Genomic DNA, 20,701 nt, shown 5'->3' on the forward strand with positions numbered 1-20,701 from the left:
GGCCCCGTCCGGCGACAGGGCCCCTCTTTTCGTCCTTCTTCGTCCCGGCTGCCGGCTACCGGAGCGGGCCGGTGACCGTCTCCACGGCGGCGACCAGGTGGCCGCCGCGCACGAAGGCGTCGGCCGCGGCCAGGTCGGGGGCCAGGAAGCGGTCCGGGCCGGGACCCTGGACACCGGCGGCGCGGGCGGCCTCGATCACGGCCTGGGAGGCGGGCGCCGGGCTCAGCCCCTCGCGGAGCTGGAGGGCGCGGGTGGCCGCGTACAGCTCGACGGCGATGATCCGGGTGAGGTTGTCGATCGCGGTGCGCAGCTTGCGCGCGGCCGACCAGCCCATGGAGACGTGGTCCTCCTGCATGGCGGAGGACGGGATGGAGTCCGCGGAGGCCGGTACGGCGAGCCGCTTCATCTCGCTGACCAGGGCGGCCTGCGTGTACTGGGCGATCATCAGACCGGAGTCCACGCCCGCGTCGTCGGCCAGGAAGGGCGGCAGGCCGTGGCTGCGGTTCTTGTCCAGCAGCCGGTCGGTGCGGCGCTCGGCGATGGAGCCGAGGTCGGCGGCGGCGATGGCGAGGAAGTCCAGGACGTAGGCGACCGGCGCGCCGTGGAAGTTGCCGTTGGACTCCACGCGCCCTCCCCCGGAGCCGAAAGCCTGGGAGGTGCCCCCGGGCAGCACCACGGGGTTGTCGATGGCGGAGGCCAGCTCGCGCTCGGCGACCAGGCGGGCGTGCGCCATGGTGTCGCGGCCGGCGCCCGCGACCTGCGGGGCGCAGCGCACCGAGTAGGCGTCCTGGACGCGCGGCGCGTCGTCCTGGTGGTGCCCGGTGAGCTGGGAACCCTTCAGCACGGCGAGCATGTTGGCGGCCGCGTCGCCCTGGCCCGGGTGCGGGCGGATGGCGTGCAGCTCGGGCGCGAGCACCTTGTCGGTGCCGAGCAGCGCCTCCAGGCTCAGCGCGGCGGTGATGTCGGCGGACTTGTAGAGGGTGTCGAGGTCGGCGAGGGCCATGACCAGCATGCCGAGCATGCCGTCGGTGCCGTTGAGCAGCGCCAGGCCCTCCTTCTCGCGCAGCTCGACGGGCTGGATCCCGTGCTCGGCGAGCAGTTCGCCGGCGGGCCGTACGACGCCGTCGGGTCCCTCGGCCTCGCCCTCGCCCATCAGGGTCAGGGCGCAGTGCGACAGCGGGGCGAGGTCGCCGGAGCAGCCGAGGGAGCCGTACTCGTGCACGACCGGGGTGATCCCGGCGTTGAGCACGTCGGCCATGGTCTGCGCGACCTCGGGGCGTACGCCGGTGTGTCCGGAGCAGACGGTCTTCAGCCGCAGGAACATCAGGGCCCGTACGACTTCCCGCTCCACCCGCGGGCCCATGCCGGCGGCGTGCGAGCGGACGATGTTGCGCTGCAACTGGGCGCGGAGTTCCGGGCTGATGTGCCGGGTCGCCAGGGCGCCGAAGCCGGTGGAGACGCCGTAGACCGGGTCCGGCTTGGCCGCCAGGGCGTCCACGATCTCGCGGGCCGCGGCCAGCGCCGCCACCGCCTCCGGCGACAGCTCGATCCGGGCAGCGCCGCGCGCCACGGCGAGAACGTCGGACGCCGAGACACCGGACGTCCCCACCACCACAGTATGCATATCCATATTCAGGAGCGTACGCATTGAATGCAGCGCTGTCACTAGTGGGCGCGGGCTGCGCCCCTTACCCGGCGCTGTGGGCTTCGCCTCACCCCGCGGGGCGGCGACCGCGGAAGCGGCGGCGTTCGGCGCGGGTGGGGGAGGGTTCGTCGGCGAGGCGGACCACGGGATCGTCGGGGCCCTCGCGGCCGGCGACCACGGGGCGGTCGGCGTGCATGGCCTTGGCGCGGTACTGGGCGGCGTCCGCGAGGCGGAACAGCCGCCGGGCGTCGTCCACCGGGCCGATCGGGTCCTCGGTCGAGGCGACCCCGCAGGCGACCCCCTCCCCCAGCTCCAGGCCGCCCGCGCGGCGGCACAGCTCGTCCGCCGCCTTGACCACGTCGTCGGCGGGCGGGCCGACCGCGAGGAGACAGAACTCGTCCCCGCCGAGCCGCGCGGCCAGCGCTCCCGGCACCATCGCGCCGCACAGCGACAGCACCGAGCCGAAGCGTTCGAGGAGGCGGTCGCCGACGGCGTGGCCCTGGGTGTCGTTGACCCGCTTGAGCCCGTTGAGGTCGCAGACCACCAGGCTGACGACGGCGCCGTCGGCGCGGTGCCGTTCGAGCGCCTCGTCCAGATGCACGTCGACGGCGCGGCGGTTGGCGAGCCCGGTCAGGGCATCGGTGTAGGCGAGCCGGCGGGCCTCCTCCAGGCGCTCGGTCTGCGCGAGCCCCGCGGCGACGACGGCGGCCAGCACGGTCGCGAAGTCGGCGTCGCCGCGGCCGAAGACGGGGACGCCGACGGCACGGGCGACGTACACCTCGCCCCAGGCCCTGCCGTGCAGCACCACGGGGGCGACGACACAGCAGCCGCGGCCCCGGCGGCGCAGGGCGGCGACGCGCTGGTGGAAGTAGCCGGGGATGCCGGCGGCGGTGCCCTCGGCGGTCTCCACCCAGGCGTTGGGACCGCCGCCGCCGGCCCAGCGTTCGTGCAGGAACTCGGTGATCTCCGGGAACTGGTGCACCGGGTACGACTCGGCCTCGGGGAACTCCTCCTCGTCCGGGCGCCGGTCCCCGACGTTCACCAGGACGCGCAGCCGGCCCAGCTCCCGCTCCCACACCGACAGCGCGCCGAAGCTGCCGTCCAGGGCGCGGCAGGCGCCGAGCGCGGCGGCCTGCCACGACTCCTCGGGGGTGTGCGCCGCGGCCATCCCCTGCGCCAGCGCCACCACGGCGGCAAGCCGCTTGTCGTCGCCCATTACTCCAGGTTAGGGAGGATTTTTCCGGTTCGAGATATTGGCAGGGCGGACACGTTCGTCCAGGGCGGCCGATCCCGCCCCGGCCGGCCTACTCCCCCGGCCACTGCGGCTTGCGCTTCTCGTTGAAGGCGGCGACGCCCTCCGCGCGGTCACCGGAGAAAGCGACGGTGCGCCACGCGGCGTCCTCGACCTCAAGGCCCGCGCGCAGATCGAGACCCTGCCCCAGCCGCAGCGCCCGCTTCGCCGCCCGCAGCCCCACCGGGGAGTTCGCCGCGATGCGCGCCGCCAGCTCCAGCGCCTCCTCCCGGTCCCGGCCCTCCTCGACCACGTGGTCCACGAGCCCCATCTCGCCGGCCTCCGCCGCCTCCAGCCGCCGCGCCGAGAAGACCAGCTCGGCCGCCCGCGCCGCGCCGACCCGCCGCGGCAGCAACTGCGTGCCGCCGCCGCCCGGGATCACGCCCACGGACACCTCCGGCAGCCCCACCACGGCCGTCCGGTCGGCCACGATCAGGTCGCAGGAGAGCGCCAGCTCGAAGCCGCCGCCCAGCGCGAACCCGTGCACCGCCGCGATCGTCGGCATCGGCAGCTCCAGCACGCCGGTGTACGCCCCCCGCGCCACCGGACGCTGCCGCATCAGGTCCGCGTCGCTGAAGGAGTTCCGCTCCTTCAGGTCCGCGCCGACGCAGAAGGCCCGCTCGTGCGACGACGACACGACGACCACCCGCGCGTCCCGGTCCGCCCCCAGCGCCGTACAGGCGGCCGCGATCGAGCGGGCCATCTCCGTGGAGACGGCGTTCATCGCCTTGGGCCGGTCCAGGACCAGCTCCGCGACGTACCCATGCCGCCGTACCAGCACGAACTCCCCGAACCGTGCCTCGCTCATCGCATCCTCCGGTACACGTGTTAACGCGGGTTAACCCCTGTCGGCCCGATCATCGCAGCCGCACCCGACCACAGGAAAGCCCGTGCCGCTACGCCCGTTCGAGTGACATCACGACCGTCTCGCCCCACATCACCCACACGAGCGCATAGCGTGCGCTGCGCTCGTGTGGGTGAAGCACCGGTGGGGAGCGCGGGCGGGGAGCGTGGGGGAGAACGACATGACAGTGACGCGCGGTCCGATACGCACGGCCGCACCGGCGGAGCCGGGCGGCCGGTTTCCCGGCCTTCGGCGCGGACGGCACCGTAAACCCCGGCGCCGCCGGGCATTGCTCGCCGCCGGCGGGCTGGTCCTCGCGACCGGGCTGCTCGGCCTGGTCCGCATGTCCCCGGAGTCGGGCGTCGGCGCCCCGGGCACCGCGGCGGCCGAACCCCGGCTCGACCCGGGCGGCGGCCTCGCGGACGGCGGCCTCGCGGACGGCGGGGCAAGCGACGGCGGGCACGGGGGCGGCGGATCCAAGGGCGGCGGGCATACGGCTACGACGGCCACCACCACCGACGGGTCCGTGGGCCCCCAGGCGCTTCCCTCGGCGGCCACCGTACCGGGCGGGCGCGGTCCCGCACCGACGCCGACAGGGGGCGCGGCCGCGCCCGGCGGCGCGGGGCGCGCGGTGCCACCGCCGCCCGTGACGAGCACCGCGCCGAGCGGACCGCCCCGGCCCACGACCACCGCGCCGGCGCCTCCCCCGCCCACCGCGCGTCCCACGCCACCCGCGACACCGACGCCCACGCCGACCCGCAGCGCCCCCGCGCCCGGCCCGGTCGGGCTGTGCCTGCCGGTCATCGCCCTCTGTGTGGAGGTGGACCTGCTCGGCGGCCACCGGTCCTAGGGGGTGTCGACTACTGCTGCCCGTCCCTGCGGGTGAGCAGCCACGGCTCGACCACGCCGAGGCCGCGCACCGGGCGCTGCCACATCGGCTGGAGCGCGAAGCGGTACACCGGTACCTCCTCGCCCTCCTTCTCGGCGGCCGCCGCGGCCTCGGCCGCCTCCGCCTCCGAGGCGGGCGCCTCGCCGGTACGGATCAGCTCCTGGGCGAACGCGCTGTCCATCAGGACGGCGTCGCGCGGGGCTATGGAGGTCAGACGGGAGGCGAGGTTCACCGTCGTGCCGAACACATCGCCCATCCGGGTGGTCACGGTGCCGAACGCCATGCCGACGCGCAGTTCGGGCATCGTCTCGTCGTGCGCCAGCGTCTCCACCAGGCGCAGCGCGATGTCCGCGGCCGTGCCCGCGTCGTCCGCGGCGAACAGGACCTCGTCGCCGAGGGTCTTGATGAGCCGGCCGCCGCGCGCGGCCACCAGGTCGGCGGCGGTGGTCTCGAAGGCCTCGACGAGTTCGCCGAGTTCCTCCTCCTCCATGCGGCGGGTCAGCCGGGTGAACCCGACGAGGTCGGCGAAGCCGACGGCGAGGCGGCGGTCGACCATCTCCTCGTCGTCCGCGGCCTGGACGACGCGCCCGGTCGCGGCGGCGAGCTGCCGGCGCCAGACGTAGACCAGGAACTCCTCCAGCTCCGGCAGCAGCAGCTCGACCAGCGGGTACGTCACCTCGGTGCGGGTCATGCCGGGCTCGGGGGGCTCGGTCAGGCCCTCCAGGAAGGAATCGATCTGCCACTCGGCCAGCCGGGCGGTGGTCTGCCCGGTGGAGCGGGCCACCTGCACGGCCATGGCCTCGCTGAGCAGGCCCGCCTCCACGAGTCCGGCGAGGCGGCGCAGGGCGAGTACGTCGGCCTCGGTGAGGGCCTTGGCCTGGCCTATGTCCGCGAAGCCCATCGCCCGCCAGAAGCGGGACGCCAGCTCCATGGAGACGCCGGCGCTGCGGGCGGCCTGGAAAGGGGTGTAGCGGCGCTCGGCGCCCAGGATGAGCTGTTCGAGACGGAGCGCGAGCGGGTCCTCGCCGGAGTCGGCGGCGCTGGGGTCCGTCCGGTCCTGCTCTCCGGGGCCCGTGTCGTCGACGGTCACGCCTGCTGCCCTTCCGATCTGCCGAGGTCAGGTACGACCGGCCTCAACTCTACGGCAGGTGTGCGCCAGCTCACTCCGTCGGGTTCGGCCGAGGTCCACTTGCCCGGTACCGGTCCGTGCGCCCGGTCCGGGCCGACGCCGTCCGGCGGCCCGCGGCCGCCGCCCCTCCGCCATCAGCATGGGCGCCTGGACCGCCGGGCGCACCTGCGGGCGCCCTTCCCGGACCCGCCTCACGCCAGGCGCAGATGCACGATGTCGCCCGCTCCCACCGGCTCCTGCACGCCCTCCGCCGTGGCGATGACCAGGCGGCCGTCGCCGTCCACGGCCACCGCCTCGCCGACCAGGTCCCGGTCGCCGGGCAACTGGGCCCGCACCGTGCGGCCCAGGGTGGCGCAGCCCGCCGCGTACGCCTCCTGGAGGCCGCTCTCGGCGGGGTCGCCGGACGCCGCGCGCCAGCGGCCGTACCAGTCCTCCAGGGAGCGCAGCACCGCCCGGAGCAGGGGGTCGCGGTCGGTGCTCACCGCGCCGGCCAGCAGCAGCGAGCCGGCCTGCGGCACCGGCAGTTCGTCCGCCCGCAGGGAGATGTTGAGGCCGAAGCCGATGACGACGCCGTCCTCGCCGGCCCGCTCCAGCAGGATGCCGCCCGCCTTGCGTTCCTCGCCGCCGACCGTCACCAGCAGGTCGTTCGGCCACTTCAGGGCCGTGTCCACGCCCGCCGCCCGCGCCAGGCCGGTCGCCACCGCGACCCCGGTGAGCAGCGGCAGCCACCCCCACCGGGCCACCGGCACCTCCGCGGGCCGCAGCAGCACGGAGACGAAGAGGCCGGAGCGCGGCGGCGCCGTCCAGCGGCGGTCCAGGCGGCCCTTCGCGGCCGTCTGCTCCTCCGCGACCAGCACCGTGCCCTCGGCCACCGGACCGGCCGCGGCGCGCGCCACGAGGTCGTTGTTGGTGGATCCGGTGCGCTGCACCACCTCCAGCTCGGACCACAGGCCGCCCTCGCGCACCAGCGCGCGGCGCAGGGCGGCCGCGTTCAGCGGCGGGCGGTCCAGGTCGGACCACCGGCTGGGCTTGTCGTCTGCTGCATCTCGGGGCGTCATGCAAGCCACCCTAGGTGTGGCAAACGACGCAGTGCTGATCGGTAGGCCCAGCACTACTCTACGAACGAGTAACCGTCCCCCCTTTTGAGCAGGCAGGGAGCCGCATCCCGATGTCCGAGCCGGAAGAGCGTCACGAGATCCAAGGGATCGACATTCACACGACCGCGGGCAAGCTCGCGGATCTCCAGCGGCGCATTCACGAGGCGACGCACGCCGGCTCGGAGCGCGCCGTCGAGAAGCAGCACGCGAAGGGCAAGCTGACCGCCCGTGAGCGGATCGAACTGCTCCTGGACGAGGGGTCGTTCGTCGAGCTCGACGAGTTCGCCCAGCACCGCTCCACCAACTTCGGCCTGGAGCGGAACCGGCCGTACGGCGACGGTGTCGTCACCGGCTACGGCACCGTCGACGGCCGCCCGGTCGCCGTGTTCTCGCAGGACTTCACCGTCTTCGGCGGCGCCCTGGGCGAGGTGTACGGCCAGAAGATCGTCAAGGTGATGGACTTCGCCCTGAAGACCGGCTGCCCGGTCATCGGGATCAACGACTCCGGCGGCGCCCGGATCCAGGAGGGCGTCGCCTCGCTCGGCGCCTACGGCGAGATCTTCCGCCGCAACACCCACGCCTCCGGTGTCATCCCGCAGATCTCCCTGGTCGTCGGCCCGTGCGCGGGCGGCGCGGTGTACTCCCCGGCCATCACCGACTTCACGGTCATGGTCGACCAGACCTCGCACATGTTCATCACCGGGCCCGACGTCATCAAGACCGTCACCGGCGAGGACGTGGGCTTCGAGGAGCTGGGCGGCGCCCGTACCCACAACGCCGTCTCCGGCGTGGCCCACCACATGGCCGGGGACGAGAAGGACGCCATCGAGTACATCAAGCAGCTGCTGTCGTACCTGCCGTCCAACAACCTCTCCGAGCCCCCGGTCTTCCCGGAGGAGGCGGACCTCGCGGTCAGCGACGAGGACCGCGAGCTGGACACCCTGGTCCCGGACAGCGCCAACCAGCCGTACGACATCCGCACGGTGGTCGAACACGTCGTGGACGACGGCGAGTTCTTCGAGACCCAGGCCCTGTTCGCGCCGAACATCGTCACCGGGTTCGGCCGGGTCGAGGGCCAGCCGGTCGCCGTCGTCGCCAACCAGCCGATGCAGTTCGCGGGCTGCCTCGACATCGACGCCTCCGAGAAGGCCGCCCGCTTCGTGCGCACCTGCGACGCCTTCAACCTGCCGGTGCTCACCTTCGTGGACGTGCCCGGCTTCCTCCCGGGCGTCGGCCAGGAACACGAGGGCATCATCCGGCGCGGCGCCAAGCTGATCTTCGCCTACGCCGAGGCCACCGTCCCGCTGATCACCGTGATCACCCGCAAGGCCTTCGGCGGCGCCTACGACGTCATGGGCTCCAAGCACCTGGGCGCCGACCTCAACCTCGCCTGGCCCACCGCCCAGATCGCCGTCATGGGCGCCCAGGGCGCCGTCAACATCCTGCACCGGCGCACCCTCGCCGAGGCGGCGGAGAGCGGCGAGGACGTGGAAGCCGTGCGCGCCCGGCTGATCCAGGAGTACGAGGACACCCTCCTCAACCCCTACGTGGCGGCCGAACGCGGCTACGTCGACGCGGTGATCATGCCGTCCGACACCCGCGCGCACATCGTCCGCGGCCTGCGTCAACTGCGCACCAAGCGGGAATCACTGCCCCCGAAGAAGCACGGCAACATCCCCCTCTAGAGGCCCCGCGGCAGAACGACAGGAGCCGACATGACGATCAAGGTCGTACGAGGCAACCCGACCCCCGAGGAGCTGGCCGCCGCTCTGGCGGTGGTCCGCGCCCGCGCCGCGGCGGCGGCGGCCACGCCGCCGGGCGCGGAGGGTCCGAAGGACGCGTGGTCCGATCCCTCGCGGATCGCGTCCGGCCGGGGCCGCAAGCCGGGCCCGGCATCCTGGACCCGCACGTACTGGCCCAGCTGACAGCGGCGCGGCGGTCCCGGCGCCCATCTGAGTACGGCTACTCAGGCGCCCGGCCCGCCGCTTCCCGCACGCTGGACCGATGCTGTGGTCAGACCCGGAAGACGAGCCTCCGAAAGAGCTGCGCGACGCGCAGGACATGCTGCGGCGGCTCGGCCTCCTCATGGCCGTGGCCGTGACCGCGGCCATGGTCGTCGCCGCCCTGACCGGTCTGCGCTGAGGCCGCCGGCAGGCGAGCCGGCGCCCGCGCGCGAGCGGGTGACTAACCTGACCGCATGACTGCAACGCACCGCAGGCGACTCGTGCTCGCCTCCCAGTCCCCCGCCCGCCTCGGCCTGCTCCGGCAGGCAGGTCTCGCGCCCGAGGTCATCGTGAGCGGGGTCGACGAGGACGCCGTCACCGCCCCCACCCCGGCGGAACTGGCGCTCGCCCTGGCCGAGGCGAAGGCGTCGGTCGTGGCGGCGCTGCCCGAGGTGCAGGGCGCCCTGGTGATCGGCTGCGACTCGGTGCTGGAGCTGGACGGGCGCGCGCTCGGCAAGCCCGCGGACGCCGAGGAGGCCACCGCCCGCTGGAAGTCGATGCGCGGCCGGGCCGGCGTCCTGCAGACCGGGCACTGCGTCTGGGACACGGCGGCCAAGCGCTACGTCTCGGCGACCGCCTCCACCGTCGTGCGCTTCGGCGAGCCCAGCGACGAGGAGATCGCCGCGTACGTGGCCTCCGGCGAGCCCCTGTACGTCGCCGGGGCGTTCACCCTGGACGGCCGCTCGGCGCCGTTCATCGAGGGCATCGACGGCGACCACGGCAACGTGATCGGCATCAGCCTGCCCCTGGTGCGCAAGCTCCTCGCCGAACTGGGCGTCGGCATCACGGAGTTGTGGGCACCGGCCGAGTGAGCCGCTCGGGGACGGCGTCCCGCGGCTCGTCGTCCCCGTCCTGCGGCTCCGCCGTACGGCCGACGCCCGGTTCACCCGTGGGAGCGGCGAGGGCGTCCACCGGCTCGTCCGCGGCCCTCGGGTCGCCGTCCGTCCCGCCGTTCCCGCCGGGCTCGGCCGGGGCGGGGCCGGCGTCGCGGTCGTACGAGACCAGGAGCAGCACCAGGAGGGCGAGCACCACGACCATGACCAGGAAGGCCGTCAGGCCGACCAGGCCCCAGCAGAAGGCGCCCAGCAGGCCGTGCACGACCGCCGCGCTGACCAGCACGACGCGGCCGAAGCCGGCGGGGGCGCGGTCGCGGACCGCCACCAGCAGGGCGACCAGGGCGCACAGCGCGAAGTAGAGGCCGAAGACGACGCCGCCGATCTTCGAGGACGTCGACATCAGATGCGGGTCCAGGCCGGCCATGGACATCTTCTGCCGCTCCACGACCACGCCGAGGAACCAGTTCAGCGCCCCGACGCCGAGCGCCTCCACGAGGAGGACGAGGGTCACCACCCACGCCACGGTCCTGCGCACCACTGACCCCGCCCACCCTCTGTTACCCGCAGTAGTTCCGGACAGGGCGAACGCTACTAACGGGTAAACCTTGGGACAAGGGTTCGCGCCGCAGCAAAGAATCGTTGGGCCATTCGTAGGGACTCGACAAAGAAACCGAGTGGGCCGCAGCACGCTCTTACAGAGACCTTGACCACATGGCGGGGCTAGGGTTTGCCGGAGGAGTCCTGCGTAGCAAGGTGCCACTAGGGCTTTCACGGGTCGGGCGAGCCTCGCATCACGCTCCGTGTGGGCAAGCTCACCATTGGGGACGGGTCGAAGAGCCGTGTCGGCAGTCCCTAAACTCGGCTTGTTTCAAGGAGGGAGCCTCAATCGTGCGCAAGGTGCTCATCGCCAACCGTGGCGAAATCGCTGTCCGGGTGGCTCGGGCCTGCCGGGACGCGGGGATCGCGAGCGTTGCCGTCTACGCGGACCCGGACCGGGACGCCCTGCATGTCCGCGCCGCGGATGAGGCGTTCGCCCTGGGCGGTGACACACCGGCCACCAGTTACCTGGACTTCGAGAAGGTCCTGAACGCGGCCCGGGAGTCCGGCGCGGACGCCGTCCACCCGGGGTACGGCTTCCTTTCGGAGAACGCCGACTTCGCGCAGGCCGTCCTCGACGCCGGTCTGAACTGGATCGGCCCGCCGCCGCAGGCCATCCGCGACCTGGGTGACAAGGTGGCGGCCCGCCACATCGCCCAGCGCGCCGGCGCGCCCCTGGTGGCCGGCACCCCGGACCCGGTCTCGGGCGCCGACGAGGTCGTCGCGTTCGCGGAGCAGCATGGTCTGCCGATCGCCATCAAGGCCGCCTTCGGCGGTGGCGGCCGCGGTCTGAAGGTCGCCCGCACCCTCGAAGAGGTGCCGGAGCTGTACGACTCGGCGGTGCGCGAGGCAGTTGCCGCCTTCGGCCGCGGCGAGTGCTTCGTGGAGCGCTACCTGGACCGTCCGCGGCACGTGGAGACCCAGTGCCTGGCGGACAAGCACGGCAACGTGGTCGTCGTGTCCACCCGTGACTGCTCGCTCCAGCGCCGCCACCAGAAGCTCGTGGAGGAGGCCCCGGCGCCGTTCCTGTCCGACGAGCAGGTCGCCGAGCTGTACCGCGCCTCCAAGGCCATCCTCAAGGAGGCCCACTACGAGGGCGCGGGCACCTGCGAGTTCCTGGTCGGCCAGGACGGCACGATCTCCTTCCTGGAGGTCAACACCCGCCTCCAGGTCGAGCACCCGGTGACCGAGGAGGTCGCCGGCATCGACCTGGTCCGCGAGATGTTCCGCATCGCCGACGGCGAGGAACTCGGCTACGACGACCCGCAGCTTCGCGGCCACTCCTTCGAGTTCCGCATCAACGGCGAGGACCCGGGCCGCAACTTCCTGCCCGCCCCCGGCACCGTCACCACGTTCGACCCGCCGTCCGGTCCCGGTGTCCGCCTGGACGCCGGTGTGGAGTCCGGCAGTGTGATCGGCCCGGCCTGGGACTCGCTCCTCGCCAAGCTCGTCGTCACCGGCCGCACCCGCAAGGAGGCCCTGGAGCGGGCCGCGCGCGCCCTGGACGAGTTCCAGGTCGAGGGCATGGCCACCGCGATCCCCTTCCACCGCGTGGTGGTCCGGGACGCGGCGTTCGCCCCCGAACTGACGGGTTCCACCGAGCCGTTCAAGGTCCACACCCGCTGGATCGAGACCGAGTTCGTCAACGAGATCAAGCCCTTCGCCGCGCCGGCCGACATCGAGGCGGAGGAGGACGCGGGCCGCGAGACCGTCGTGGTCGAGGTCGGCGGCAAGCGGCTGGAGGTCTCCCTCCCGTCCTCGCTGGGCATGTCCCTGGCCCGTACCGGCCTCGCCGCCGGCGCCAAGCCGAAGCGCCGCGCCGCCAAGAAGTCCGGCCCCGTCGCCTCCGGTGACACCCTCGCCTCCCCGATGCAGGGCACGATCGTCAAGATCGCCGTCGAGGAGGGCCAGGAGGTCCAGGAGGGCGACCTGGTCGTCGTCCTGGAGGCCATGAAGATGGAGCAGCCGCTGAACGCCCACAAGGCGGGCACCATCAAGGGCCTGAGCGCCGAGGTGGGCGCGTCCATCACCTCGGGCGCGGCGATCTGCGAGATCAAGGACTGAGGTCCGCCCGTACGACACCGAGCCGGCCCCCGATGCGTGTGCACCGGGGGCCGGCTCGCGTTCGAGGGCGGGACGCGCATCGCCGCCGCGTTACTGCCGTGGGCCGGGCGAGGGACCACTCAACCCGCCCTTGCCCTTGCGCCCCTCCGGCCGACCCGGCCGGTCGGCCCTGGTCAGCCGGTCAGCCCCCGTCGAGCCCCGCCCCGCCGGACCCGTGGCCGAGCGGGCGCGGCTCACCTGCGGCGCAGGTCGGCGACCCGCGCCCGGTCGGCCGTGGCCGGCTGGTCGGACAGGACCGAAGCCGAGCGCAGCGTGTTGGCGGGGAGCTGGCCCCGGCGTGGTCCCGGCAGTTGGGGGCGGCGTGCTGGCGGGACCTGGTCACCCCCCGGGCTTCCGTTCGCCCCGGCCACGGCGATCTGCACCCCCTGGTCGGCGAGCGCCTGCAACTCGGCCGCGGCGCGGTCGTCGTGGGCGGGCGGTTCGTCGGTGACCAGGCGGGTGATGAGGTCCGTCGGCACGGTCTGGAACATCGTGTCCGTGCCCAGCTTGGTGTGGTCGGCGAGGACCACGACCTCCGCGGCGGCCTGCACGAGGGCGCGGTCCACGGAGGCGGAGAGCATGTTGGAGGTGGACAGGCCCCGTTCGGCGGTCAGACCGCTCCCGGACAGGAACGCCTTCGACACCCGCAGCCCCTGGAGGGACTGTTCGGCGCCGGAGCCGACGAGCGCGTAGTTGGAGCCGCGCAGGGTGCCGCCGGTCATCACGACCTCCACCCGGTTCGCGTGGGCCAACGCCTGTGCGACCAGGAGGGAGTTGGTGACCACCGTGAGTCCGGGCACGCGGGCGAGCCGGCGGGCCAGCTCCTGCGTGGTGGTACCGGCACCCACCACGATCGCCTCGCCCTCGTCGACGAGGCCGGCGGCGAGATCGGCGATCGCCGTCTTCTCGGCGGTCGCGAGGTGCGACTTCTGCGGGAAGCCGGACTCCCGGGTGAAACCACCCGGCAGTACCGCACCGCCGTGCCGGCGGTCGAGGAGTCCTTCCGCCTCCAGTGCCCGCACGTCCCGCCGTACGGTCACTTCGGAGGTCTGGACGACGCGGGCGAGCTCACGGAGCGACACGGCACCGTTCGCTCGCACCATTTCGAGGATCAGTTGGCGACGTTCAGCAGCGAACACGAAACTGACAGTAACCCCAGCGACCGTCTGCTTTCAGCAGTTTGCGCCGAATAACAGAAGTTGTTCGCAGAGTGGTATGTGGAGTGATATAGGACCGGGCCGCCCCGACTATGCCGGCCGCATGTACGGCAACCCCCCGCGACCAGCGGGAAGTTACCGCAGGTCATCAGCCCTCGGCGCTCGCCTTGCGGGTGTGGAGCTGGCGCGCGACCTCCGCGATCGACCCCGAAAGGGAGGGGTACACCGTGAACGCGTTCGCGATCTGTTCGACCGTCAGATTGTTGTCGACGGCGATCGAGATGGGGTGGATGAGTTCCGAGGCGCGCGGCGCGACGACCACACCGCCGACGACGATGCCCGTGCCCGGCCGGCAGAAGATCTTCACGAAGCCGTCCCGGATGCCCTGCATCTTGGCGCGCGGGTTGCGCAGCAGGGGCAGCTTGACGACCTTGGCGTCGATCTTGCCGGCGTCCACGTCCGCCTGCGTGTAGCCGACGGTGGCGATCTCGGGGTCGGTGAAGACGTTGGAGGAGACCGTCTTCAGGTTCAGCGGGGCCACCGCGTCGCCCAGGAAGTGGTACATCGCGATACGGCCCTGCATGGCGGCGACGGACGCGAGCGCGAAGACACCGGTCACGTCACCGGCCGCGTAGACGCCGGGCGCGGTCGTGCGGGAGACCTTGTCGGTCCAGATGTGCCCGGAGTCGCGCAGCTTGACGCCGGCCTCCTCCAGCCCGAGGCCCGCGCTGTTCGGGATGGCGCCGACGGCCATGAGGCAGTGGGTGCCGGTGATGACCCGGCCGTCGGCCAGCGTGACCTCGACCCGGTCGCCGACACGCTTGGCGGACTGCGCGCGGGAGCGGGCCATGACGTTCATGCCGCGGCGCCGGAAGACGTCCTCCAGGACGGCGGCGGCGTCCGGGTCCTCGCCGGGCAGCACGCGGTCGCGGGAGGACACGAGGGTGACCTTGGAACCGAGGGCCTGGTAGGCGCCGGCGAACTCGGCGCCGGTCACGCCGGAGCCGACCACGATCAGCTCTTCCGGCAGCTCGTTGAGGTCGTAGACCTGGGTCCAGTTGAGGATGCGCTCGCCGTCGGGCTGGGCGTCCGGCACCTCGCGCGGGTGACCGCCGGTCGCGATCAGGACGGCGTCGGCGGTCAGGGTCTCCTCGGTGCCGTCGGCGACGGTGACGACGACCTTCCTCGACCCGTCGAGGGCCTGCATGCCCTCCAGGCGGCCGCGACCGCGCATGACCCGCGCGCCGGCGCGCGTCACGGAGGCGGTGATGTCGTGCGACTGCGCCAGCGCGAGGCGCTTCACCCGTCGGTTGACCTTGCCGAGGTCCACGCCGACGACGCGGGCGGCCTGCTCCAGGGGCGGGGTGTCGTCGGCGACGATGATCCCCAGCTCCTCGTACGACGAGTCGAAGGTCGTCATGACCTCGGCCGTCGCGATAAGGGTCTTCGACGGCACGCAGTCGGTCAGCACCGAAGCGCCGCCCAGGCCGTCGCAGTCGACGACGGTCACCTCCGCGCCGAGCTGAGCGGCCACCAGCGCCGCTTCATATCCGCCAGGTCCGCCACCGATGATCACGATCCGAGTCACGTACCCCATTGTCCCGCACGCTTCAAGATGCCACTGCCCGGGGGGAGCGCGGGCCTCCGGACGTGCGCGGACGCGCCGTCCCGGCCCCCGTGATCCGCCCCGGCCGCCGCTCCGAGGCGGCCCCGGCGCCTCCGGGGCGCCCCGGGGCTCGCTTCCGGGGCGCGCGAGGGGGCCGGGGGCGCTGCCGTACTCTCTCCCCCATGTCGCTCTATGCCGCCTACGCCGGCAACCTCGACGCCCGGCTGATGGCCCGCCGCGCCCCGCACTCCCCGCTGCGCGCCACGGGCTGGCTGAACGACTGGCGGCTGACCTTCGGCGGGGAGCGGCTGGGCTGGGAGGGCGCGCTGGCGACGATCGTCGAGGAACCGCTGGCCCAGGTGTTCGTCGGTCTGTACGACATCGCGCCCATGGACGAGGACTCCCTCGACCGCTGGGAGGGCATGGACCTCGGCACGTACCGCCGCGTCCGGGTCCGCGTGCACACCCTGGACGGCGAGAAGGCGGCCTGGACGTACGTCCTCGACGACTACGAGGGCGGCCTTCCCTCGGCCCGCTACCTGGGTGAGATCGCCGACGCCGTGGAGTCCGCCGGCGCACCCCACGACTACGTGATGGACCTGCGCAAGCGCCCCTGCTGACCCGGCGCCCACTCACGCCATCTCCGTATTACCCGCGGTAATCCATCGTCGGAAACGACAAGACAACGATCTCAATCCGGTGAGGTCCGTCATCTACGCGCGTAGGCGAGAAGCGGCTACCCTCGTCCACGTGAACGCATCTCTTCTTCCGGACGACATCCAGGGCGATCCCTACGCCGCCGCCGACGCCGCCGCCGCGCGCCTGCGCGAACTGACCGGCGCCGAGACCCACGACGTCGCCCTCGTGATGGGCTCCGGCTGGGCTCCGGCCGTCGACGCCCTGGGCGCCCCCGACGCGGAGTTCGACGTCACCGAGCTGCCGGGCTTCCCGCCGCCGGTCGTGGAGGGCCACGGCGGCAAGATCCGCTCGTACTCCTTCGGGGGCAAGCGCGCCCTGGTCTTCCTGGGCCGCACCCACTACTACGAGGGCCGTGGTGTCGCCGCCGTCGCGCACGGCGTCCGCACGGCCGTCGCCGCCGGCTGCAAGACCGTGGTGCTCACCAACGGCTGCGGCGGCCTGCGCGAGGGCATGCGCCCCGGCCAGCCGGTGCTCATCAGCGACCACATCAACCTCACGGCCACCTCGCCGATCGTGGGCGCGAACTTCGTCGACCTGACCGACCTGTACTCGCCGCGGCTGCGCGCCCTGTGCAAGGAGGTCGACGCCACCCTGGAGGAGGGCGTCTACGCGCAGTTCCCCGGCCCGCACTACGAGACCCCGGCCGAGATCCGCATGGCCCGCGTCATCGGCGCCGACCTCGTCGGCATGTCCACGGTGCTGGAGGCCATCGCCGCGCGCGAGGCCGGCGCCGAGGTCCTGGGCATCTCCCTGGTCACCAACCTCGCCGCGGGCATGACCGGCGAACCCCTCAACCACGAGGAAGTCCTCCAGGCCGGCCGCGACTCCGCCGCCCGCATGGGCACGCTGCTGGCCCAGGTGCTGGGCAAGCTGTAGTCCCGCGGCGCCACGGCCGACGGGCGCCCCGACCAGGCGACCGGGGGCGCGGGGGGCCTCCGGACGCCGTGCGGTCGCCCGGCCGGGTGCCGGGGGCGGGCGGTCCGGTCGGCCGTCGGCGTCCGCGGCCCTACGAGCCGTGCCGGGCGTGCCGTCCCGCCCCGGAGCGGGCGCGCCCCCGGGCCGACGTGGCCGCACTCCCCGCGCCGGCGTGAGCGTGGCGCCCCCGGCGGCGCGGGGACGTGACGTAGGCATGGACACACGGTCGAGGCCGTGGCGGCACCGTAACCAGCGCGCCCCCACCCGCCCGCCCGGGCGAAGGAACGGCAAACACAGGAGAGGTTGATCCCAAGGTGCACGATCTCATCGCGCGGGCCAACGCATGGCTCGCCGAGGACCCCGACCCGGACACCCGCGCCGAACTCGCCGCACTGATCGACTCCGGCGACGAGAAGGAACTGTCGGCGCGCTTCGCCGGCACCCTCCAGTTCGGCACCGCGGGGCTGCGCGGCGAACTCGGCGCCGGCCCGATGCGCATGAACCGCGGCGTCGTCATCCGCGCCGCCGCCGGCCTCGCCGCGTACCTGAAGAAGAACGGCACCCCCCACGGGGGCGACGACGCCGGCCTCGTCGTGATCGGCTACGACGCCCGCCACAAGTCCGCCGACTTCGCCCGCGACACCGCCGCCGTGATGACCGGCGCCGGCCTGCGCGCCGCCGTGCTCCCCCGCCCGCTCCCCACGCCCGTGCTCGCCTTCGCGATCCGGCACCTGGGCGCGGTCGCGGGCGTGGAGGTCACCGCCAGCCACAACCCGCCCCGGGACAACGGCTACAAGGTGTACCTGGGCGACGGTTCCCAGATCGTGCCCCCGGCCGACGCGGGCATCGCCGCCGAGATCGAGGCGATCGCCTCCCTGGCCGACGTGCCCCGCCCGGAGTCCGGCTGGCAGACCCTGGACGACGCGGTCCTGGACGCCTATCTCGCCCGTACCGACGCCGTACTGTCCGCGGGCTCCCCGCGCACCGCCCGCACCGTCTACACCGCCATGCACGGCGTCGGCAAGGACGTCCTCCTCGCCGCCTTCGCCCGCGCCGGGTTCCCCGAGCCCGTGCTCGTCGCCGAACAGGCCGAGCCGGACCCGGACTTCCCGACGGTCGCCTTCCCCAACCCGGAGGAGCCGGGCGCGATGGACCTGGCGTTCGACCGGGCCCGCGCGACCGACCCCGACCTGGTCATCGCCAACGACCCGGACGCCGACCGCTGCGCCGTGGCCGTCAAGGACGGCGCCGGCTGGCGCATGCTGCGCGGCGACGAGGTCGGCGCGCTGCTCGCCGCCCACCTGGTGGAGCGCGGCGCGCAGGGCACCTTCGCGGAGTCGATCGTCTCCTCCTCCCTGCTCGGCCGGATCGCCCGGAAGGCGGGGCTGCCGTACGAGGAGACGCTCACCGGCTTCAAGTGGATCGCCCGCGTCGACGGCCTGCGCTACGGCTACGAGGAGGCCCTCGGCTACTGCGTGGACCCGGAGGGCGTGCGCGACAAGGACGGCATCACCGCGGCCCTCCTGATCACCGAGCTGGCGTCGCGGCTGAAGGAGGAGGGCCGCACCCTCCTCGACCTCCTGGACGACCTCGCCGTCGAACACGGCCTGCACGCCACCGACCAGCTGTCCGTGCGCGTCCAGGACCTCTCCCTGATCGCCGACGCGATGCGCCGCCTGCGCGAGCAGCCCCCGACCCGGCTCGCGGGCCTGGCCATCACCCGGGCGGAGGACCTGACCAAGGGCACGGAGACGCTGCCGCCGACGGACGGCCTGCGCTACACCCTCGACGGCGCCCGCGTCATCGTCCGTCCCAGCGGCACCGAGCCGAAGCTGAAGTGCTACCTGGAGGTCGTCGTGCCGGTTCCCGCGCACGAAGGCCTCCCGGCCGCGCACACCCGCGCGAAGGGCCTCCTGGAGGCCATCAAGCGCGACCTCTCCGCGGCCGCCGGCATCTGAAACCGGCGCGGCCACCGGAAAAGCCAGGGGCACCCCCGGATCCCCGATCCCAGGGGTGCCCCTCGCCAGCCGAACCTTCTCAGCCGCCTTCCCGGCCGGCCCTCTCAGCCGCCGGTCACGAGCAGGATCACCAGCAGTACGGCCCCCGCCAGCGTCGGCGCCGCCACCTCGTAGGCCCAGCGGATCGTCGTCCGGCCCTGGGCGGACTCCGCGTTCCCGCGCTGGTCCAGGAGTTCGCGCAGGTCGTCCATGACCTTGTCGCCCTCCGCCCGGGTCGGCCCGATGGACTCGGCGCCGCGGGCGGTGAGCCCGCCGAAGCCGAGGCCCCTGCCGCCGAACCCGGCCTCCCCCGCCGACCGCCGGGCCGCGCCCGCCGCCCGCCGCTCGGCCTTCTTGCGGGCACGCAGCGACACCGGGACGGCCCACAGCTGGTAGGTGGTGCCCGACTTGGTGCGCACCTCGTTGGTGAAACTGGAGCGCAGGCCCTCGACCTCGCCCCACGGCACGGTGATCACCCGGTACGGGTTGCGGATCCGCAGCCGGTCCTCGTTGGCGAACACGGCCGGGCGCAGCGTGAAGGCGATCACCGGCGGAATGACCAGGATCATCGTGGCGAGCGCCAGCCACGGGGTGCGGCCGTGGCCCTTGAACAGCGCGTCGAAGCCCAGCCAGGCCACGACCGCGAGCAGCAGCACGCCGCCCGCGAGCCCCATGGGCGAGCGGTAGATCCGGTCCTTCACGGTGGGCACCGGAGGCTGCGACGCGGGTGGCTTGTGGTCCGGGGTCGTCATGGCCTGATTGTGCATGACGCCCGCGCGACCGCCGCCATGTGCCCCGGTACCCGTACACATCCGTGATGTTCCGTGATGTTCCGTGATCCTCCGTGCTCTCCCCGTGGTGGAGGTCCCGGAAACCGACCCGGGGGTGTACAGCCGCTACGCGCGTAGATATGCTCGTCTGGTGACCATGCCCACCACTGCACCCCCCGCACATGCGCTCGCCGACGTCACCGCGTCCGACAGCACGCTGCGCCGCTTCCTGCACGGGCTGCCCGGCGTCGACGCGGTCGGCCTGGAGGCGCGCGCCGCGTCGCTCGGCACCCGTTCCATCAAGACCACCGCGAAGGCGTACGCCATCGACCTCGCCATCTCGATGGTCGACCTGACGACGCTGGAAGGCGCGGACACCCCGGGCAAGGTCCGGGCGCTCGGCGCCAAGGCCGTCCACCCCGACCCGACGGACCGCACGAGCCCGGCCACGGCCGCGGTCTGCGTCTACCCGGACATGGTGGCCGTCGCCAAGGAGGCCGTCGCCGGTTCCGGCGTCAAGGTCGCCTCGGTCGCCACCGCCTTCCCGGCCGGCCGCGCCGCCCTTGAGGTGAAGCTCGCGGACGTGCGGGAGGCCGTCGCCGCGGGCGCCGACGAGATCGACATGGTCATCGACCGCGGCGCGTTCCTCGCGGGCAGGTACCTGAAGGTGTACGACGAGATCGTCGCCGTCAAGGAGGCCTGCGGGACGAGCGCCCGGCTGAAGGTCATCTTCGAGACCGGCGAGCTGTCGACGTACGACAACATCCGCCGCGCCTCCTGGCTCGGCATGCTCGCGGGCGCCGACTTCATCAAGACCTCGACGGGCAAGGTCGCCGTCAACGCGACGCCCGCCAACACCCTGCTGATGCTGGAGGCGGTGCGCGACTTCCGCGCCCAGACCGGCGTCCAGGTCGGCGTGAAGCCGGCCGGCGGCATCCGCACCAGCAAGGACGCCGTCAAGTTCCTCGTCCTGGTCAACGAGACGGCGGGCGCGGACTGGCTGGACAACCACTGGTTCCGCTTCGGCGCCTCCTCGCTGCTGAACGACCTGCTGATGCAGCGGCAGAAGCTGGCCACCGGACGTTACTCCGGCCCTGACTACGTGACGGTGGACTGAGACCCA

19 protein-coding genes are annotated in these 20,701 nt (G+C 73.2%); 10 read left to right on the forward strand and 9 right to left on the reverse strand.

Annotated elements, in window-relative coordinates; translation table 11 throughout:
* Positions 1-55 precede the first annotated feature (55 nt).
* From hutH to AB0927_RS16165, 3 genes are all read right to left on the reverse strand, one after another.
* Positions 56-1,624 carry a histidine ammonia-lyase gene (gene hutH / locus AB0927_RS16155; protein ID WP_366668293.1) on the reverse strand — a complete coding sequence of 523 codons (1,569 nt, stop codon included), beginning with the start codon at positions 1,622-1,624 and terminating at the stop codon, positions 56-58.
* 88 nt (positions 1,625-1,712) lie between these two features.
* On the reverse strand, positions 1,713-2,861 hold the full coding sequence (locus AB0927_RS16160) for a GGDEF domain-containing protein (protein WP_366668213.1): 1,149 nt from the start codon (positions 2,859-2,861) through the stop codon (positions 1,713-1,715).
* A gap of 88 nt (positions 2,862-2,949) precedes the next feature.
* Positions 2,950-3,744 (reverse strand): enoyl-CoA hydratase-related protein, encoded by a 795-nt coding sequence (locus AB0927_RS16165; RefSeq protein ID WP_366668214.1) that lies wholly within the window; start codon positions 3,742-3,744, stop codon positions 2,950-2,952.
* Positions 3,745-3,961: 217 nt separating this feature from the next.
* On the opposite strand from AB0927_RS16165, the gene AB0927_RS16170 reads away from it, so the two are divergent.
* Entirely contained in the window at positions 3,962-4,630 is a 669-nt protein-coding gene (locus AB0927_RS16170) for a hypothetical protein (protein ID WP_366668215.1), read from the forward strand.
* A 10-nt stretch (positions 4,631-4,640) separates the two neighbouring features.
* Here the strand turns inward: AB0927_RS16170 and AB0927_RS16175 are convergent, their stop codons facing one another.
* On the reverse strand, positions 4,641-5,759 hold the full coding sequence (locus AB0927_RS16175; RefSeq protein WP_366668216.1) for an adenylate/guanylate cyclase domain-containing protein: 1,119 nt from the start codon (positions 5,757-5,759) through the stop codon (positions 4,641-4,643).
* Positions 5,760-5,989: 230 nt separating this feature from the next.
* Positions 5,990-6,856, reverse strand: a complete 867-nt coding sequence (locus tag AB0927_RS16180; protein ID WP_366668217.1) for a biotin--[acetyl-CoA-carboxylase] ligase — start codon at positions 6,854-6,856, stop codon at positions 5,990-5,992.
* Between the two features lie 110 nt (positions 6,857-6,966).
* Between AB0927_RS16180 and AB0927_RS16185 the strand changes: the two genes are divergently transcribed.
* The 4 genes from AB0927_RS16185 to AB0927_RS16200 all read left to right on the forward strand — a co-directional run bounded on the left by AB0927_RS16185 (position 6,967) and on the right by AB0927_RS16200 (position 9,710).
* Positions 6,967-8,580, forward strand: coding sequence for an acyl-CoA carboxylase subunit beta (locus tag AB0927_RS16185; protein WP_366668218.1), 1,614 nt, complete (start codon positions 6,967-6,969; stop codon positions 8,578-8,580).
* A 30-nt stretch (positions 8,581-8,610) separates the two neighbouring features.
* Entirely contained in the window at positions 8,611-8,820 is a 210-nt protein-coding gene (locus AB0927_RS16190; RefSeq protein ID WP_366668219.1) for an acyl-CoA carboxylase epsilon subunit, read from the forward strand.
* 79 nt (positions 8,821-8,899) lie between these two features.
* Positions 8,900-9,037, forward strand: a complete 138-nt coding sequence (locus tag AB0927_RS16195) for a hypothetical protein (RefSeq protein ID WP_366668220.1) — start codon at positions 8,900-8,902, stop codon at positions 9,035-9,037.
* A 55-nt stretch (positions 9,038-9,092) separates the two neighbouring features.
* Positions 9,093-9,710, forward strand: a complete 618-nt coding sequence (locus tag AB0927_RS16200) for a nucleoside triphosphate pyrophosphatase (RefSeq protein ID WP_366668221.1) — start codon at positions 9,093-9,095, stop codon at positions 9,708-9,710.
* Here the strand turns inward: AB0927_RS16200 and AB0927_RS16205 are convergent.
* Positions 9,682-10,272 (reverse strand): hypothetical protein, encoded by a 591-nt coding sequence (locus AB0927_RS16205; protein ID WP_366668222.1) that lies wholly within the window; start codon positions 10,270-10,272, stop codon positions 9,682-9,684. The two genes, AB0927_RS16200 and AB0927_RS16205, sit on opposite strands and share 29 nt — an antisense overlap.
* A gap of 350 nt (positions 10,273-10,622) precedes the next feature.
* On the opposite strand from AB0927_RS16205, the gene AB0927_RS16210 reads away from it, so the two are divergent.
* Positions 10,623-12,395 (forward strand): biotin carboxylase N-terminal domain-containing protein, encoded by a 1,773-nt coding sequence (locus AB0927_RS16210; RefSeq protein WP_366668223.1) that lies wholly within the window; start codon positions 10,623-10,625, stop codon positions 12,393-12,395.
* 233 nt (positions 12,396-12,628) lie between these two features.
* On the opposite strand, the gene AB0927_RS16215 is transcribed toward AB0927_RS16210, so the two are convergent.
* On the reverse strand, positions 12,629-13,573 hold the full coding sequence (locus AB0927_RS16215; RefSeq protein WP_366668224.1) for a DeoR/GlpR family DNA-binding transcription regulator: 945 nt from the start codon (positions 13,571-13,573) through the stop codon (positions 12,629-12,631).
* Between the two features lie 166 nt (positions 13,574-13,739).
* A complete protein-coding gene (locus AB0927_RS16220; RefSeq protein ID WP_366668225.1) occupies positions 13,740-15,188 on the reverse strand; it encodes an NAD(P)H-quinone dehydrogenase in 1,449 nt (482 codons plus the stop codon).
* A 191-nt stretch (positions 15,189-15,379) separates the two neighbouring features.
* On the opposite strand from AB0927_RS16220, the gene AB0927_RS16225 reads away from it, so the two are divergent.
* From AB0927_RS16225 to AB0927_RS16235, 3 genes are all read left to right on the forward strand, one after another.
* Positions 15,380-15,817, forward strand: coding sequence for a gamma-glutamylcyclotransferase (locus tag AB0927_RS16225; RefSeq protein WP_366668226.1), 438 nt, complete (start codon positions 15,380-15,382; stop codon positions 15,815-15,817).
* 130 nt (positions 15,818-15,947) lie between these two features.
* Positions 15,948-16,772 (forward strand): purine-nucleoside phosphorylase, encoded by an 825-nt coding sequence (locus AB0927_RS16230; protein WP_366668227.1) that lies wholly within the window; start codon positions 15,948-15,950, stop codon positions 16,770-16,772.
* A 353-nt stretch (positions 16,773-17,125) separates the two neighbouring features.
* The gene (locus AB0927_RS16235) at positions 17,126-18,769 is read left to right on the forward strand and encodes a phospho-sugar mutase (RefSeq protein WP_366668228.1); all 1,644 of its coding nucleotides are present in this window, start codon (positions 17,126-17,128) and stop codon (positions 18,767-18,769) included.
* 104 nt (positions 18,770-18,873) lie between these two features.
* On the opposite strand, the gene AB0927_RS16240 is transcribed toward AB0927_RS16235, so the two are convergent.
* Positions 18,874-19,560 carry a PH domain-containing protein gene (locus AB0927_RS16240; RefSeq protein WP_366668229.1) on the reverse strand — a complete coding sequence of 229 codons (687 nt, stop codon included), beginning with the start codon at positions 19,558-19,560 and terminating at the stop codon, positions 18,874-18,876.
* 175 nt (positions 19,561-19,735) lie between these two features.
* Here AB0927_RS16240 and deoC point away from each other — a divergent pair, with 175 nt between their 5' ends.
* A complete protein-coding gene (deoC, locus tag AB0927_RS16245) occupies positions 19,736-20,695 on the forward strand; it encodes a deoxyribose-phosphate aldolase (RefSeq protein ID WP_366668294.1) in 960 nt (319 codons plus the stop codon).
* The last annotated feature ends 6 nt before the right edge of the window (positions 20,696-20,701 follow it).

Source organism: Streptomyces sp. NPDC048106 (assembly GCF_040706415.1).
In the GTDB taxonomy this organism is placed as follows: domain Bacteria; phylum Actinomycetota; class Actinomycetes; order Streptomycetales; family Streptomycetaceae; genus Streptomyces.